Here is a 15,265-nt window from a genome sequence, read left to right as displayed (position 1 = left end):
GCCCGTCCATTGCGGTTTTCACGGGCGTCAAATGATCTAAATTGCCTGTGGACGTGCATCGCGAAGAGGAGAACGCATGACGGTTGGCCGAACGGTTCTCAGGTCGTTGCTGGCGGCGGCGCTTTTGACCGCCGAGTTGCAGGCGGCCCATGCGGATGAATGGCGCACCACCTCCTCGCTGATCGGCCCGTCCAAATACGGCGACAAATTCCAGCACTACGACTACGTCAATCCCGACGCGCCCAAGGGCGGCACCTACAATTCAGTGCAGCTTGGCACGTTCGACAGCTTCAACCCGTACATCGTGCAGGGGTCGCCGGCCGCCGGCCTTGTCGGGTTCGGTGGCGGCCTGCTCTACGACACGCTGATGGATCAGGCGACCGACGAAGGCAGCGTCAGCCACCCGCTGATTGCCGACGCCTACAAATATCCTGATGACTATTCCTCGGCGACCTACCGGCTCGACCCACGCGCCAAATGGCATGATGGCCAGCCGATCACCGTCGACGACGTGATCTGGTCGTTCCAGGTGCTGAAGGCCAACAGCCCGCAATATAGCCGCTATTTCGAGAACGTCACCGACGCGGTCGCGATCTCGGACCGCGAGGTCGAATTCCACTTCAACCAGAAGGGCAACCGCGAACTGCCGAAGATACTCGGCGACCTCGCCGTGCTGCCGAAACACTGGTGGGAAGGCACCGACGCCAACGGCAAGAAGCGCGACGTCACAAAACCGACGCTGGAAGTGCCACTCGGCTCCGCCGCCTACAAGATCGCCAGCTTCAAACCGGGCTCGGAAGTCGTCTGGCAGCGTGTGCCCGACTACTGGGCCGCCAAATTGCCGGTGAAGATCGGCCGCGAGAACTTCGACACGGAGCGCTTCACCTATATCCTCGACGACAACGCCGCCTGGCAGGCTTTCACCAAGGGCGGCTTCGACGATATCAAGCCGGAAAACAGTTCGAAGCGCTGGAAGACATTCTATGATTTTCCGGCGGTGAAGGCCGGCGACGTCATCAAGCACGAATTCAAGACCACGTCGCCCGAGCCGATGCAGGCTTTCATGCTCAACCAGAGGCGTCCGCTATTCCAGGATCGCCTGGTGCGCGCCGCGCTGACCTACCCCTTCGACTTCGAGACGATGAACCGCACGCTGTTCTTCGGCTTCAACACCCGCACCAGCAGCTACTTCCAAGGCACGGAACTGGCGTCGAGCGGCCTGCCGCGAGGCAAGGAACTGGAAATCCTGGAACAATACCGCGACAAGCTGCCGCCGGAACTGTTCACGCAGGAATTCAAGCTGCCGGTCTATGATTCACCGCAGGCGGAGCGGAAGTACCTGAAGCAGGCCGTCGACCTGTTCGCCCAGGCCGGCTGGGTGATCAAGGGCGGCAAGATGGTCAATGCCAAGACCGGTGAGCCGTTCAAGTTCGAGATCCTCGGCACGAACGACACGGACCAGGTCATCTCCAGCCCGTACATCGCCAATCTGCGCAAGATTGGTGTCGACGCGACGCTGCGCCTGATCGACCAGACCCAATACATCAACCGCGTCAACAATTTCGATTACGACGTCATCATCGGGCAGCTTGGGCAGTCGGAATCACCCGGAAATGAGCAGCGCGATTTCTGGAGTTCGAAGGCCGCCGACGCGTCGGGATCGCGCAATTATTCCGGTATCAAGAACCCGGTCGTCGACGCTCTTGTCGACCGCATCATCTTTGCCACCGACCGCGACGATCTCGTCGCCGCCACGCACGCGCTCGATCGGGTGCTTTTGTGGAACTACTATGTCGTACCGCAATACTATCGGGCCGTGGTGTGGCTCGCCTATTGGAACAAGTTCGGCATACCGGCAAAGCAGCCGAGTTACAGGGGTGCCGACACCGACTCCTGGTGGATCGATCCTGAGAAGGAAAAGGCGCTGGCCGCCAAATACAAGGGTGGCAATTGATGGGAACGCTTTCCCGCCGCGACGTCCTGGCGCTGGGCGCCGCGGCCAGCGCGGCAGCATTGCTGCCAAGCCGTTCCTTCGCCGCCATTCCGACCGGCGTCAAAATGCACGGACTGTCGGCCTTCGGCGATCTCAAATACAAGCCGGACTTCACCCATTTCGACTACGTCAACATCGACGCGCCGCAGGGCGGCACTTTCAACTTCTCGCCGCCTAATTGGAATTACAACCAGAACACGGAGACCTTCAACACGCTGAATTCCTTCACGCCGAAGGGCGATGCGCCGCCACGCATGGGGATGTGTTTCGATTCACTGATGGCCAGGGCGCTGGACGAGCCGGATGCCGTTTACGGCCTGATCGCAGACGGCGTGACCATTTCGGACGATCGCAAGAGCTTCGACTTCTCGTTCAGGCCGCAAGCGCGCTTCCACGACGGCACGCCCCTGACCGCCGAGGACGCCGCCTTCACTTTCAAGCTGTTCAAGGAAAAGGGCCATCCCGACCTATCATTGTCGCTCACGCATCTTGAGGATGCGGTCGCCGTCGATCCGCGCACGCTCAGGCTGAGCTTTTCCGGCAAGCACTCCGCCCGTACCATCCTCAACGTCGCCGAATTCCCGATCCTGTCGAAGGCCTTTTACAGCGCTAATCCCTTCGATTCCTCGCAACTGAACCCTCCGCTCGGCTGCGGCGCCTACAAGGTCGGGCGATGGTCGGCGGGGTCGTGGATCGAATATGAGCGCGTCGCCGACTATTGGGGCAAGGATCTCCCGGTCAATCGCGGCCAGAACAATTTCGAGCGCATCCGCATCGAGTTCTACCAGGACCGCACCGCCGGTTTCGAGGCCTTCAAGAAAGGCGAGATCCTCTACCGAGAGGAGTTCACGTCGCGGGTGTGGGCGACGGCCTATGACTTTCCGGCCTTCATCGCCGGCAAGGTGGTCAAGCACGAATTTCCCGCTGAAACAGTCCCTTCCATGCAGGCCACCGCCGTCAACCAGCGGCGTGAGCAGTTTCGCGACGCGCGCGTGCGGCAGGCGATCGCGCTCTGCTTCGACTTCGAATGGACGCGGCGCAACTTCTTCTACGGCTCCTACGAACGCTCGCAATCCTGCTTCGAGAAATCGGACTATCGTGCCGAAGGCACGCCCTCGCTTGAAGAACTCGCTCTGCTGGAGCCGCTGCGTGACAACCTGCCGCCGGAGACCTTCGGCGAGGCGGTGACGCAGCCTGCCTCGGACGGTTCAGGGCGGGATCGCAAGATGTTGGGGAAGGCTGCGAAACTTCTCGCCGAGGCCGGCTGGAAACGTTCCGGCGATTTCGCTGTCAACGACAGGGGCGGGCGGCTATCGGCCGAATTCCTCGTCGACGACGACACCTTCGTGAAGGTCTATTCGCCCTGGATCGCCAATATGAGGGCGGTCGGCATCGACGCCACGATAAGGTTGGTCGATCCAGCGCAATACCAGCTCAGGCAGTCCAACTTCGATTTCGACCTGATCTCGGTCGCCTTCTCGTTTTCGGCGACACCGACCCGCGACGATGTAGAGATATTCTTTCATTCGAGCACGGCGACGGTGTCCGGCTCGCGCAACCTGCCGGGTATCTCAAGCCCGGCCATTGACACACTGATAGACGCGGTCGGCGCCGCCAAGGACCGCGAAAGCCTGACCGTCGCAATGCGGGCACTCGATCGGGCCTTGCGTGCGCGGCGCGATTGGATTCCAAGTTGGTTCCTGGCGAATCACCGAAGCGCCTATTGGGACATGTTCGGCTTTCCCGAGCAGAAACCCGATTTCGGCTTTCCGGTCGAAGCGCTGTGGTGGTTCGACAAGGGCAAGGCGGCAAAAATTGGCAAAGCCTGACATTCCAGTTCGCGCAGGGCCGGCAGCCTGATGGGCGCCTATATACTCCGCCGCATCCTGCTGATGATCCCGACGCTGTTCGGCATCATGGCGATATCGTTCGCCGTCATCCAGTTCGCGCCCGGCGGGCCGGTCGAACAGGTCATCGCCAGGTTGACCAACCAGGGCGGCAGCGACCGCCTCGGCGGTGGCGGTGGCGATGCCGGCGGCAGCAATGTCGATGTGGCCGGCGACGTCAGCTCGAAATATCGCGGCGCGCAGGGGCTCGACCCAGAATTCATCAAGAAGCTGGAAAAGCAGTTCGGCTTCGACAAGCCGCCGCTCGAGCGCTTCGGCATGATGCTGTGGAACTATGCCCGCTTCGATTTCGGCGACAGCTATTTTCGCGACATCTCGGTACTCGACCTGATCCTGGAAAAGATGCCGGTGTCGATCTCGATCGGGCTGTGGATCACGCTTCTGTCCTACCTGATCTCGATCCCGCTCGGCATCCGCAAGGCGGTCAAGGACGGCTCGACCTTCGACGTCTGGACCAGCGGCGTCGTCATTGTCGGCTATGCCATTCCCGGCTTCCTGTTCGGCATCATGCTGATGGTGCTGTTTGCCGGCGGATCCTTCTGGGACTGGTTTCCCTTGCGCGGCCTCACCTCCGACAATTGGGACCAGCTGTCCTGGTCAGGCAAGATCGTCGATTATTTCTGGCACATGACCTTGCCGCTGACCGCGCTGGTGCTGTCGGCCTTCGCGACGACGACGCTTTTGACCAAGAACTCCTTCCTCGAGGAGATCCGCAAGCAGTATGTGGTGACCGCGCGGGCCAAGGGCCTGTCGGAGCGGAAGGTGCTCTACGGCCATGTCTTCCGCAACGCCATGCTTATCGTCATCGCCGGCTTTCCGGGCGCCTTCATCTCGGCCTTTTTCACCGGCTCGCTGCTGATCGAGAACATCTTCTCGCTCGACGGTCTCGGCCTGCTCGGCTTCAGGTCGGTGGTCGAACGCGACTATCCGGTGGTGTTCGCCAATCTCTACATCTTCTCGCTGCTCGGCCTGTTCGTCGGCCTGCTATCGGACCTGATCTACACCTGGGTCGATCCGCGCATCGATTTCGAGCGGAGAGACGTCTGATGGCAGAGGCCGCTGCCGGCACGGCGCCGGAACGGATCGCCCGGCCCTGGCTGTCGCCGCTCAACAAGCGGCGCCTGCAGAACTTCAGGGCCAACCGGCGCGGCTACTGGTCGCTGTGGATCTTCCTGTTCCTGTTCGTGCTGTCGCTGTTTTCCGAATTGATCGCCAACGACAAGCCGATCATCGCCTCCTACAAGGGCGAGATCCTGTTTCCGGTGCTGGTCGCCTATCCGGAAGAAAAATTCGGCGGCTTCTATGCGGTCACCGATTATCGCGATCCGGTCATCCAGGACGAGATCAATGCCAATGGCTGGATGATCTGGCCGCCGGTGCGCTACTCCTACCAGACCGTCAACAACGCCATTCCCGAGGCGGCGCCCGCCAAGCCTTCCTGGCAGTATGACGTCAAGACGCGCTGCAGCCAGTACCCGCAAGGAGCGGCCGACCCCAATTGCATCGTCGGCAACTGGAACTGGCTGGGCACCGACGACCAGGCGCGCGACGTGCTGGCGCGCGTGATCTATGGCTTCAGGATCTCGGTGCTGTTCGGCCTGATCCTGACTTTCGGTTCGGCGCTGATCGGTGTCGCGGCCGGTGCCGTGCAAGGCTATTTCGGCGGCTGGACCGACCTGCTGTTCCAGCGCTTCATCGAAATCTGGTCGGCGATCCCGGTGCTCTATCTGCTGTTGATCGTCGCCGCCATCCTGCCGCCCGGCTTCTTCATCCTGCTCGGGCTGATGCTCTTGTTCTCCTGGGTGGCGCTGGTCGGCGTGGTCAGGGCCGAGTTCCTGCGCGCCCGCAACTTCGAATATGTCAACGCGGCCCGCGCACTCGGCGTGCGCAACCTCACCATCATGTTCCGGCATCTGTTGCCCAACGCCATGGTGGCGACGTTGACCTTCCTGCCGTTCCTGCTCAGCGGATCGATCTCGACGCTGACCTCGCTCGACTATCTCGGCTTCGGCCTGCCGCCCGGCTCCGCCTCGCTCGGCGAATTGCTGAAGCAGGCGCAGCGCAACCTCAACGCGCCGTGGCTCGGCATTTCCGGCTTCGTCGTCATTTCGCTGATGCTGTCGCTGCTGGTCTTTGTCGGTGAGGCGACGCGCGACGCCTTCGACCCGCGCAAGACGTTCAAATGAGCGACGCCCTGCTCTCCGTTCGCGACCTCAGCGTCGCCTTCGCGCAAGGCGGCAGCCAGTCGATGGCCGTCGACCACATCTCCTTCGATATCGCCAAGGGCGAGACGGTGGCGCTGGTCGGCGAGTCCGGCTCCGGCAAGTCGGTCTCGGCGCTGTCGGTGCTGAAGCTGCTGCCCTATCCGAGCGCCAGCCATCCTTCGGGAAGGATCCTGTTCCATGGTGCCGACCTGCTTGCCATGAGCGAGAAGCAGCTTCGCCGGGTGCGCGGCAACAAGATCACCATGATCTTCCAGGAGCCGATGACCTCGCTCAATCCGCTGCACACGATCGAGCAGCAGATCGTCGAGGTGCTGAAGCTGCACCAGGGCCTCGGCGATCGCCAAGCCAGGGCGCGTACGCTGGAACTGCTCAACGAGGTCGGCATCCGCGAGCCGCAGAAGCGGCTCGACGCCTATCCGCATCAGCTGTCCGGCGGCCAGCGCCAGCGCGTCATGATCGCCATGGCCCTGGCCAACGAGCCGGAGCTGCTGATCGCCGACGAGCCGACCACGGCGCTCGACGTCACCGTGCAGGCTCAGATCCTCGAACTGCTGGCGGGGCTGAAGAGCCGCAAGGCAATGTCGATGCTGTTCATCACCCATGATCTCGGCATCGTGCGCAAGATCGCCGACCGGGTCTGCGTGATGACCAAGGGCAAGATCGTCGAGACCGGACCGACCAAGGATATCTTCGCCAACCCGCAGCACGCCTATACCAGGCATTTGCTGGCGGCCGAGCCGAAGGGCAAGCCGCCGGCCGCCAACGCGGCCGCCAAGCCGGTGATGACGGGCAGCGACATAAAGGTCTGGTTTCCGATCAAGAAGGGCTTCTTCCGCCGCACCGTCGACAATGTGAAGGCGGTCGACGGCATCGACGTCACCGTGCGTGCCGGCCAGACGCTCGGCGTCGTCGGCGAATCCGGCTCGGGCAAGACGACGCTTGGCCTGGCGCTGGCCAGGATGATCTCATCGACCGGGACCATCCAGTTCAACGGCCGCGACATCAACCAGTTGTCCTTCAACGCCATGCGGCCGCTCAGGCGCGAGCTGCAGATCGTGTTCCAGGATCCGTTCGGCTCGCTCAGCCCGCGCATGTCGGTGTCCGAGATCATCGAGGAAGGCTTGAAGATCCACGAGCCGAAACTGTCGCCGGACCAGCGTGACGAGCGCGTCGTCGATGTGCTGAAGGAGGTCGGGCTCGATCCGGCCACCCGCAACCGCTATCCGCACGAATTCTCGGGCGGCCAGCGCCAGCGCGTCGCCATCGCGCGCGCCATGGTGCTCAACCCGCGCTTCGTCATGCTGGACGAGCCGACCTCGGCACTCGACATGAGCGTGCAGGCGCAGGTCGTCGATCTCCTGCGCAGCCTGCAGGCCAAGCATGATCTGGCCTATCTGTTCATCAGCCACGATCTGAAAGTCATCCGCGCGCTTGCCAACGACGTCATCGTCATGCGCAATGGCCAAATCGTCGAAGCCGGGCCTTCCGAACAGATTTTTGGAAACCCGCAAACCGACTATACTCGGGCGCTGATATCGGCCGCGTTCAAGATCGAGACGGCGCCGGCCGGCATCGTCAGCGAGTAGGCTGAAGAAACAGGGAAAAGCATCCGCAGATGGAAAAAGGCCGTATCCTGCTTGCCGTTACCGGCTTTCATCCGCAGCGCTGGCGCGAGCTGCTGTCGGCCGAGCGCGAGGTGGTGCTCGAGCCGGACGGCGCCAGCGATCCCTCGATCACTTACGCGGTGGTGTGGAAGCAGAAGCCGAACCTTCTGTCGAAACTGCCCAATCTGCGCGCCATCTTCTCGATCGGCGCCGGCGTCGACCATATCTTCGCCGACCCAGGCCTGCCGGACGTGCCTATCGTCAAGGTCGTCGCGGACAACCTGACCCAATACATGACCGAATATGTCGTCTGGCGGGTGCTCGACCATCACCGCCAGGGCATGCTCTACCGCGCGCAGCAGCAGAAGAAGACCTGGCACGAGCCGCCGCAGCGGCCAGCCGGCGACATCTCCGTCGGCATCATGGGGCTCGGCAATCTCGGCCGCGCGGCGGCGTCGGTGCTGTTGTCGCTCGGCTTTGCCGTCAATGGCTGGTCGCGCAGCGATCACCCGATGAAGGGCGTTTCCACCTATGCGGGCGATGCCGGGCTGATCCCGTTCCTCAACGCCACGGACATGCTGGTGGTGCTTTTGCCGCTAACCGCCCAGACACAGGGCATCGTCAACTACAATCTCTTGAAGGAGCTCAGGAAGCGCAACGGCCTCGGCGGCGCGGTGCTGATCAATGCCGGGCGCGGACGGCTGCAGAAGGACGCCGACATCTTGCGGGCGCTGGAGGACGGGACGCTGAAGGAAGCGAGCCTCGATGTCTTCGAGGTCGAGCCGCTGCCGAAGACCAGCCCGCTATGGGCGCATCCGAAAGTGTTCGCCACGCCGCATGCGGCGGCAACGTCCGACCCCGTCCACCTGGTGCCGATCATGCTGCGGCAGATGGCGGCTTGCGAGCGCGGCGAAAAGCTGGAGAACCTGGTGGATCGCAAGGCGGGTTACTGAGACTCGGCCTTCAACCGGTTTTGGCGCCCGGCAGAGCAAAAGTTTCCTTCTTCTTCGGCTTGCCGCAGTCGCGGCGCTCGATCGACCGGTTCATGGCATCGATCTCGCCGGTTGCCTTGTCGCTATCGCGCTTGGCCTTGGAGCGCATGTCGGGCGTGAACGGGCCGAAGCCCATTGCGGGATTGGAGAAGGTCGGCTTTGCGGTCGTTGGAAGGTTGTATTGCTGCGCCAACCCATTGCGCTGCGCCAGCAGATGATCGCAAGTCACGCTGTCATATTGCAGCGAGGACTGGACATTTTCGTCCTGGCGTTCCGCCATCGAGTTGCCGCCGACACAGCCGGCCATAGCCAGGCAAGATGCCAAAACCACCAAGTTCCAGCGCATGGGATCTACTCCGTGTTGATGCCCGCCCCGTGCCACCCGGCCACGCGATTCGGGCTTTTTCGCAGCGGAGATGCGACGGTCGGCGGGACAGAGGGGGGTGGGAAGGATCACAACATCGGTGGTTTTGGACGCTTCTCCGCCACCACAGCCAGACCTTCAATCGGCTCACGGCGGTCGTGCCGGATGATCGTGCTTTCCATCGACAGGACCGAAAAGCCGTTGGCGGCCAGAACCTGCCTGACATAGGCATGCGAATGCGCATAGCGGCGTGACGGCTGCAGCGCGAAGCCACCTTTGCCCACCAGTGTCTCGACGGAGAAAGCAAACAGCCCGTCAGCGGTAAGCAGGCCGGCGATCCTGCGGACCACGTGCTCGAGCGCACCGACATAGATGAACACGTCTGCCGCCACGACCAGATCGGCTTTCGGACCGGCATACGAGAAATCCTGCAAGTCAGCCTTGGCGAGCAAGTCGTAGACGCCCTTGGCGCGTGCCTTCTTCAGCATGGCGGCGGAGATGTCGTAGCCCTCGAGTCGGTCGGCGATCGACCGCAGTCTCTGCCCCATCAGGCCGGTGCCGCAGCCGAGATCGAGCGCCAGCCGGAAACGTCCCGGCCTTGCTCTCCGGATGGCCTGATCGAGAAAGTCGGGCAACCGGTAGCCGAGCTTGTCGACGAGCGACTCCTCGAAGCTCTCGGCATAATGGTCGAACAGCATCTCGACGAAGGCGCTGGGCGGTGCCGCGGCGGCCAGTGCCTTGCCGATCAATTGCAACTTCAGCGCGGCGCCCAGCCTATCCGCCGGCTCCAGCGTCAGCGCCATGGTCCAGGCTTGCGCCGCCTGATCGGGTGCGGCCACCTCCTGCATCTCGCCGAGACGGAACCAGCCGGCCGCCCATTGCGGCGCCAGCTCCAGCGCTCCGAGCAGCAGTTCGGCCGCGGCTGCCGGCTCGCCGGAGGCGTAAAGCATCTCGGCGAAGTCGGCGCGACGGTCGGCGGTCAGATCGCCGGACGTGGCCTGGAACGGTTTCATGGTGAAAGGACCCCGCCGGCGGAAACAGCCGGTGGCTGGCTGTAGGACGAGTCAGCAGTCTCTTGCAACAGGCTTCCCGCGGCTGAATTAGCAACTATCTTGGCGGGATGCGCGCCAGCGACCTGCTCCATCCCCGGCCGGAAGGCCTTTACTGCCCGCCCGGCGATTTCTTCATCGACCCGGTGCGGCCGGTCAACCGTGCGCTGATCACGCATGGCCATTCCGACCATGCCCGCTCCGGCCATCGCTCCGTGCTCGCCACAAGGCAGACGCTCGACATCATGGGGCTGCGCTACGGCGAGGATTTTGCCGGAGCAACGCAAGCTGCGGTACTTGGCGAAACGATGGCGCTCAACGGCGTCTCGGTCAGTTTTCATCCGGCCGGCCATGTGCTCGGTTCGGCGCAGATCGCGGTCGAGCACCAGGGCCTGCGCATCGTCGCCTCCGGCGACTACAAGCGCCAGAAGGACGCCACTTGCGAGGCCTTCGAGCCGGTCCGCTGCGACGTGTTCATCACCGAGGCGACCTTCGGCCTGCCGGTCTTCCGCCACCCGCCGGATACGGAGGAGATCGCGCGATTGCTGAAATCGGCGGCGCAGTTTCCCGCGCGCTCGCATCTGGTCGGCGCCTATGCGCTCGGCAAGGCGCAGCGCGTCATGCGGCTGCTGCGCGACGCCGGATACGACAGGCCGATCTACATTCACGGCGCGCTGGCCAAGCTCAGCGAATACTACCAGAGCCAGGGCATCGACCTCGGGCAGCTCGATCCGGCAACGGTCGACAGCGGCGGCAAGGAGGACTTCGCCAGCGCCATCGTCGTCGGCCCGCCATCGGCCTTCGCCGACCGCTGGGCGCGGCGCTTTCCCGATCCGATCTCCTGCTTCGCCTCCGGCTGGATGCGCATCCGCCAGCGCGCCAAGCAGGGCGGTGTCGAGCTGCCGCTGATCATCTCCGATCATGCCGACTGGGACGAGTTGACCGCCACGATCAAGGAGACGGGGGCTGAGGAGATCTGGGTGACGCACGGCCGCGAGGAGGCGCTGGTGCGCTGGTGCGAACTGGAGGGCATCGCGGCCCGGCCGCTGCATTTGGTCGGGTATGAGGACGAGGGCGATTGATGATGATCACCGGCGTGGAGGGGGGTGTGCCGAAGCGCCAAGCCCGCCCAGCAGTGCGTCCATGAACCGCTTCGCCGACCTTCTCGACCGTCTCGTGCTGACGCCGTCGCGCAACGGCAAGCTGACGCTGCTGATCGACTATTTCCGCAGCGTCGAGGATCCGGATCGCGGGCTGGCGCTGGCGGCGATCACGGGCGACTTGTCGATCGCGGCGGTCAAGCCGGCGATGCTGCGTGCGCTGGTGGTCGAGCGCATGGACCCGGTGCTGTTCGGCTATTCCTACGACTATGTCGGCGACCTCGCCGAGACCGTGTCGCTGGTCTGGCCGCCAACGCCCGGACATATCCTGAACCGGGAGCCGACGCTCGGCGAGGTCGTGGCGAAACTGCAGGCGGCCAGCCGCTCCGACGGGCCAAAAGTGCTGGCCCGGCTGCTCGATAGCGCCGGCATCTCGGCCCGCTTCGCCATCATCAAGCTGGTCACCGGCGGCTTGCGCATCGGCGTCTCGGCGCGGCTGGCCAAGCAGGCGCTGGCCGAATTCGGCAAGGTCGACGTCGCCGAGATCGAGGAATTGTGGCACGGGCTGACACCGCCCTATGCCGGGCTGTTCGCCTGGCTGGAGGGCAAGGCGGACAAGCCGCAGAGGACGGCGTCGGCCCTGTTCCGGCCGGTGATGCTGTCCAACCCGATCGGCGACGGCGATCTGGAAAAGCTCGATCCTGCCGACTATGCCGCGGAGTGGAAGTGGGACGGCATCCGCGTCCAGGCAGTCTGCGAAGACGGCGTACGCCGGCTCTATTCGCGCACCGGCGACGACGTCTCCGGCGCCTTTCCCGACCTCGCCGACGCCATGCATTTTTCGGCCGCCCTCGATGGCGAGCTGCTGGTCGGCGAGCCCTCGGCGACAGGCACGTTTTCCGACCTGCAGCAGCGGCTGAACCGCAAGACCGTCACGCCGAAAATGCAGCAGAAATATCCGGCCTTCATGCGCTGCTACGACGTGCTGCAAATCGGCGGCGAGAATTTGCGCGCGCTGCCCTTCCGTGAGCGCCGGCTCCGCCTCGAGGCCTTCGTCGGCACGCTCGACCCCAGCCGCTTCGATCTCTCACCGCTGGTCCAATTCGAGGACTGGCAGGCGCTGGAGCAGCTGCGCCAGGCGCCGCCGCATCCGATCATCGAAGGGGTGATGCTGAAGCGCTGGGATTCGCCCTATCTCGCCGGCCGGCCGAAAGGCCCTTGGTTCAAATGGAAGCGCGATCCGCACACGGTCGACGCGGTGCTGATGTATGCCCAGCGCGGCCACGGCAAGCGATCGAGCTTCTACTCGGACTACACGTTCGGCGTCTGGTCGGGTCCGGAAGGCGCGGAAGAGCTGGTGCCGGTCGGCAAGGCCTATTTCGGCTTCACCGACGAGGAGCTGAAGCAGATCGACAAATATGTCCGTGACAACACCGTCGAGCGCTTCGGTCCGGTGCGCTCGGTGCGCGCCGACCGCGCGAACGGGCTGGTGCTCGAAGTGGCCTTCGAAGGGCTCAACCGCTCGACCCGGCACAAATCGGGCGTCGCCATGCGCTTTCCGCGCATCTCGCGGCTGCGCTGGGACAAGCCGGCGGCGGAAGCCGACCGCATCGAGACGCTGCAGGCGCTGCTTGATCGCTAGCGCGTGTCCCCAAAAGTGTGTGGCGGTTTTGGGATAACGACACGCGCAGAAACAACAAGATTTACTGCGCGATCGAGACGCGGATTTCGTAGATGTCGACCGACTTGCCCTGCTTGTCGAAGTCGGAATTGATGGCGATCGTGCCGGCAGCACCGGGGGCTTTGTTCGGGAATTGCACGTCGAACAGATATTCGTTGCGCTCGTGGCCGACGGCGTAGCGCTTGCGGCCGCAATCGCCGAGCTCGCCGAAATTGCAGTCGACCGAAATCTGCGTCTCCTTGCCCTCTTCGGAACGGGCGACGATGTCGAACACTGCGTGCTTGCCGGCGAGCTTTTCCAGCACGCCCTGGCCGACATCGAAGGCGATGGCCGAGCCGGAGGCGCCGGAACGGATGCGCAGGAACGATCCGGTGTCGTCCTCCATCACCTCGGCCTTGGCATCGGAGGGTGCCGCGACATGGGTCGGGTCGGCGGGCGAAAACACGTTGATCCAGTCACGCGCCTGTTCGGCCTCGCCCGACTTCTCCGGCGAGCCGGCAGGCGGCGTGAAGTCGTCGTCCTCGACCGTCGGCGGCGCCTCGGGCGGAGCCGTATCGAGCTGGGCCGGCGTCTTGAACACGCCGGTCTGCTGGGCGAAATAGAGGCCGATGCCGGCCGCGGCGAGCAGCGTCACGCCCAGGAAGATCGCGGTCAGCGGCAGGCGCCGCCCTCTTATGCGCCGCTCATCGCGGTCCGGCGCCACCTCGGCCTCGCCGTTCTCCGCCGAGACGGCGGCCGGAGAATCCAGCTCCGGCGCACCGGGAAGCACCGCATCCGGCATGATATCTGGAACGACAGGCAGGACGCGCGACCTTGGCGCGTCGGATGCAGGCGGCTGGACCGGCCCGTCGACGACGACAGCGGGTGACGGCGCGGCTTCCGCCGCAGCCACCGTCGGCGCCTCCACGACGGGGGCTGCCGCGTCAGTTTCCATCTGCAGGGCAATATCGGGAACCGCCGGCAGGAATTCGGACTCGATCTCGGCGATTTTGGCCTGCACCGCCTTGCGGCGCTTGATGGCGACTTCCACCGTCACGTTCGGATTGGCCTGGAGCACACGGTCCAGCGCGGCAAAGGCCGAGCGGTAGACCCGCTCGCGAAACGCACGGTCCTCGGCATTGCCCTTGTCGAAGGCGTTCCGGATCGCTTTTTCGATCGGGTCCAAGCGAATTCCCTCTGCACGTTCGCTCACATTGCCATGATCGTTAGCCGCAGGCGACCAATCAATCAACAAGCGAGCGGCCGCATTCTGCCCTGGGCATGCATCCAAGGCCGATTTCGGCGGTTTTCAGCAAGAAAATCAACAGATTTCGCCTGATCGCCCAGCGCCTTCGAGCGCAACTTGCCCGCGCGCCGCCATCCTGTCGGCCGGCGGAAGCGTGCCGCCGGAGTTCGGGTTCGAATTGGAACGCCAACACGAATTGCCGGTCCCGGCTTGAATTCGCGGCCGCCCATCTTGAATTCGTGACGGCCCATCTTGAATTCCCACCTAGTTGAGTCTATCACGCAGCCCATCTTGGAGGCCTCGGCTTCCCGGGCCGCTTTAGCTCAGTTGGTAGAGCACATCATTCGTAATTAGCAGGCCTAATTTCGAAAGCTGTGCGAAATCAGCGATGTGGCGGTAAGGAGATTGAAATAGTAGGGCTCTAGTATGGGATCCCTGCCTTGGTAGGCCGCTTTAGCTCAGTTGGTAGAGCACATCATTCGTAATGATGGGGTCAGGTGTTCGAGTCACCTAAGCGGCACCAAAAACCTCAAGAAAAACAATTATTTATGGTTTCGGTAGCGCTACATTTGTCTCCGCGAATCGCTACAGGGGAAAATCTGGGGGAAAGTCGGCTTTCCGTTCCCCTGACCATCTGGCATCATCCGCGCCATGTCATCGCCACATCAAAAGCTCCGCCCCGCCACCGTTCCGAACCCATTCTTTTCCCGCGCCCATCCCGCCGGCGCAAGCAATCCACGCACGATCCCGGCCGCCGTTAACGTTCGCGAATCGGCCATCACCATGCTGGCCTCCCGCAGCGCGCTCGATGCCGCGCAGATAAAGGCGGCAACGCGGTTCCGGGCATTGTGGGAAGCAATGGCCGGCAAGGGAGCATCCGGCTTCGATCCGGGCCGCATCGTCGTCGACGGCGGGAAAATGCTGGACGGCATCAGCCAGCACCAGATCGATGCCGGTCAGGAATTGCGGAAATGCCGGGCGCTGCTCGGCGAGCGCGGCTTTCAGCTCGTGGCGCTCGTTTGCGGTCAGGGCATGGCCTTGCATGAGATCGCCGCTAGCAAGCGGGAAAGGCTGACGGGCGGCAGATATGTTGCGCTGGTTCTTGGACGATCTGGCGGCAATGTG

The 15,265-nt window shown here is 63.5% G+C and carries 13 protein-coding genes and 1 tRNA gene; 9 read left to right on the top strand and 5 right to left on the bottom strand.

The genetic code is table 11. The annotated features are described in order from the left end of the window. Positions 1 to 76 precede the first annotated feature (76 nt). Genes ACSQ3Z_RS07365 through ACSQ3Z_RS07340 form a run of 6 tightly spaced genes read left to right on the top strand, consistent with a single transcriptional unit; the run spans position 77 to position 8,682 of the window. Positions 77 to 1,954 carry an extracellular solute-binding protein gene (locus ACSQ3Z_RS07365; RefSeq protein WP_436170666.1) on the top strand — a complete coding sequence of 626 codons (1,878 nt, stop codon included), beginning with the start codon at positions 77 to 79 and terminating at the stop codon, positions 1,952 to 1,954. Then, positions 1,954 to 3,822, top strand: a complete 1,869-nt coding sequence (locus tag ACSQ3Z_RS07360; RefSeq protein ID WP_436170665.1) for an extracellular solute-binding protein — start codon at positions 1,954 to 1,956, stop codon at positions 3,820 to 3,822. The genes ACSQ3Z_RS07365 and ACSQ3Z_RS07360 overlap by 1 nt, the downstream gene beginning before the upstream one ends. Positions 3,823 to 3,852: 30 nt before the next feature. Next, on the top strand, positions 3,853 to 4,947 hold the full coding sequence (locus ACSQ3Z_RS07355; protein WP_006202912.1) for a microcin C ABC transporter permease YejB: 1,095 nt from the start codon (positions 3,853 to 3,855) through the stop codon (positions 4,945 to 4,947). Beyond that, positions 4,947 to 6,086 (top strand): ABC transporter permease, encoded by a 1,140-nt coding sequence (locus ACSQ3Z_RS07350; protein WP_436170664.1) that lies wholly within the window; start codon positions 4,947 to 4,949, stop codon positions 6,084 to 6,086. The genes ACSQ3Z_RS07355 and ACSQ3Z_RS07350 overlap by 1 nt, the downstream gene beginning before the upstream one ends. Then, on the top strand, positions 6,083 to 7,711 hold the full coding sequence (locus tag ACSQ3Z_RS07345; RefSeq protein ID WP_436170663.1) for an ABC transporter ATP-binding protein: 1,629 nt from the start codon (positions 6,083 to 6,085) through the stop codon (positions 7,709 to 7,711). Before ACSQ3Z_RS07350 ends, ACSQ3Z_RS07345 begins: the two co-directional genes overlap by 4 nt. A 29-nt stretch (positions 7,712 to 7,740) precedes the next feature. Further along, positions 7,741 to 8,682, top strand: coding sequence for a 2-hydroxyacid dehydrogenase (locus tag ACSQ3Z_RS07340; RefSeq protein WP_436170662.1), 942 nt, complete (start codon positions 7,741 to 7,743; stop codon positions 8,680 to 8,682). Positions 8,683 to 8,692: 10 nt separating this feature from the next. On the opposite strand, the gene ACSQ3Z_RS07335 is transcribed toward ACSQ3Z_RS07340, so the two are convergent. Both ACSQ3Z_RS07335 and ACSQ3Z_RS07330 read right to left on the bottom strand, forming a co-directional pair. Then, the gene (locus ACSQ3Z_RS07335) at positions 8,693 to 9,178 is read right to left on the bottom strand and encodes a hypothetical protein (RefSeq protein WP_436170661.1); all 486 of its coding nucleotides are present in this window, start codon (positions 9,176 to 9,178) and stop codon (positions 8,693 to 8,695) included. Then, complete coding sequence (locus ACSQ3Z_RS07330; protein ID WP_436170660.1) at positions 9,175 to 10,098, bottom strand: class I SAM-dependent DNA methyltransferase; 924 nt, start codon at positions 10,096 to 10,098, stop codon at positions 9,175 to 9,177. The genes ACSQ3Z_RS07335 and ACSQ3Z_RS07330 overlap by 4 nt, the downstream gene beginning before the upstream one ends. Before the next feature lie 107 nt (positions 10,099 to 10,205). Here ACSQ3Z_RS07330 and ACSQ3Z_RS07325 point away from each other — a divergent pair, with 107 nt between their 5' ends. After that, on the top strand, positions 10,206 to 11,216 hold the full coding sequence (locus tag ACSQ3Z_RS07325) for a ligase-associated DNA damage response exonuclease (RefSeq protein WP_436170659.1): 1,011 nt from the start codon (positions 10,206 to 10,208) through the stop codon (positions 11,214 to 11,216). A 61-nt stretch (positions 11,217 to 11,277) separates the two neighbouring features. Then, positions 11,278 to 12,876 carry a cisplatin damage response ATP-dependent DNA ligase gene (locus ACSQ3Z_RS07320; protein ID WP_436170658.1) on the top strand — a complete coding sequence of 533 codons (1,599 nt, stop codon included), beginning with the start codon at positions 11,278 to 11,280 and terminating at the stop codon, positions 12,874 to 12,876. A gap of 61 nt (positions 12,877 to 12,937) precedes the next feature. On the opposite strand, the gene ACSQ3Z_RS07315 is transcribed toward ACSQ3Z_RS07320, so the two are convergent. Next, positions 12,938 to 14,080, bottom strand: coding sequence for a hypothetical protein (locus ACSQ3Z_RS07315; RefSeq protein WP_436170657.1), 1,143 nt, complete (start codon positions 14,078 to 14,080; stop codon positions 12,938 to 12,940). Between the two features lie 62 nt (positions 14,081 to 14,142). After that, on the bottom strand, positions 14,143 to 14,391 hold the full coding sequence (locus ACSQ3Z_RS07310) for a hypothetical protein (RefSeq protein WP_436170656.1): 249 nt from the start codon (positions 14,389 to 14,391) through the stop codon (positions 14,143 to 14,145). Positions 14,392 to 14,587: 196 nt separating this feature from the next. Between ACSQ3Z_RS07310 and ACSQ3Z_RS07305 the strand changes: the two genes are divergently transcribed. Next, a tRNA-Thr gene (locus tag ACSQ3Z_RS07305) sits at positions 14,588 to 14,663 on the top strand. 131 nt (positions 14,664 to 14,794) lie between these two features. Here ACSQ3Z_RS07305 and ACSQ3Z_RS07300 read toward each other — a convergent pair. Then, entirely contained in the window at positions 14,795 to 15,184 is a 390-nt protein-coding gene (locus tag ACSQ3Z_RS07300) for a hypothetical protein (RefSeq protein ID WP_436170655.1), read from the bottom strand. Positions 15,185 to 15,265: the final 81 nt, after the last annotated feature.

Origin of the sequence: Mesorhizobium sp. LjNodule214, from assembly GCF_964252735.1 — a bacterium.
Classification (GTDB): domain Bacteria; phylum Pseudomonadota; class Alphaproteobacteria; order Rhizobiales; family Rhizobiaceae; genus Mesorhizobium.
Note: the sequence above shows the minus strand (reverse complement) of the source record. Positions and strands in the feature narration are given on the sequence as shown.

Coding starts and splice junctions, on each gene's coding strand:
- ACSQ3Z_RS07365 (WP_436170666.1), top strand. CDS start 77: ATGACGGTTGGCCGAACGGTTCTCAGGTCGTTGCTGGCGGCGGCGCTT.
- ACSQ3Z_RS07360 (WP_436170665.1), top strand. CDS start 1,954: ATGGGAACGCTTTCCCGCCGCGACGTCCTGGCGCTGGGCGCCGCGGCC.
- ACSQ3Z_RS07355 (WP_006202912.1), top strand. CDS start 3,853: ATGGGCGCCTATATACTCCGCCGCATCCTGCTGATGATCCCGACGCTG.
- ACSQ3Z_RS07350 (WP_436170664.1), top strand. CDS start 4,947: ATGGCAGAGGCCGCTGCCGGCACGGCGCCGGAACGGATCGCCCGGCCC.
- ACSQ3Z_RS07345 (WP_436170663.1), top strand. CDS start 6,083: ATGAGCGACGCCCTGCTCTCCGTTCGCGACCTCAGCGTCGCCTTCGCG.
- ACSQ3Z_RS07340 (WP_436170662.1), top strand. CDS start 7,741: ATGGAAAAAGGCCGTATCCTGCTTGCCGTTACCGGCTTTCATCCGCAG.
- ACSQ3Z_RS07330 (WP_436170660.1), bottom strand. CDS start 10,098: ATGAAACCGTTCCAGGCCACGTCCGGCGATCTGACCGCCGACCGTCGC.
- ACSQ3Z_RS07325 (WP_436170659.1), top strand. CDS start 10,206: ATGCGCGCCAGCGACCTGCTCCATCCCCGGCCGGAAGGCCTTTACTGC.
- ACSQ3Z_RS07320 (WP_436170658.1), top strand. CDS start 11,278: ATGAACCGCTTCGCCGACCTTCTCGACCGTCTCGTGCTGACGCCGTCG.
- ACSQ3Z_RS07310 (WP_436170656.1), bottom strand. CDS start 14,391: ATGGGCCGTCACGAATTCAAGATGGGCGGCCGCGAATTCAAGCCGGGA.
- ACSQ3Z_RS07300 (WP_436170655.1), bottom strand. CDS start 15,184: ATGCAAGGCCATGCCCTGACCGCAAACGAGCGCCACGAGCTGAAAGCC.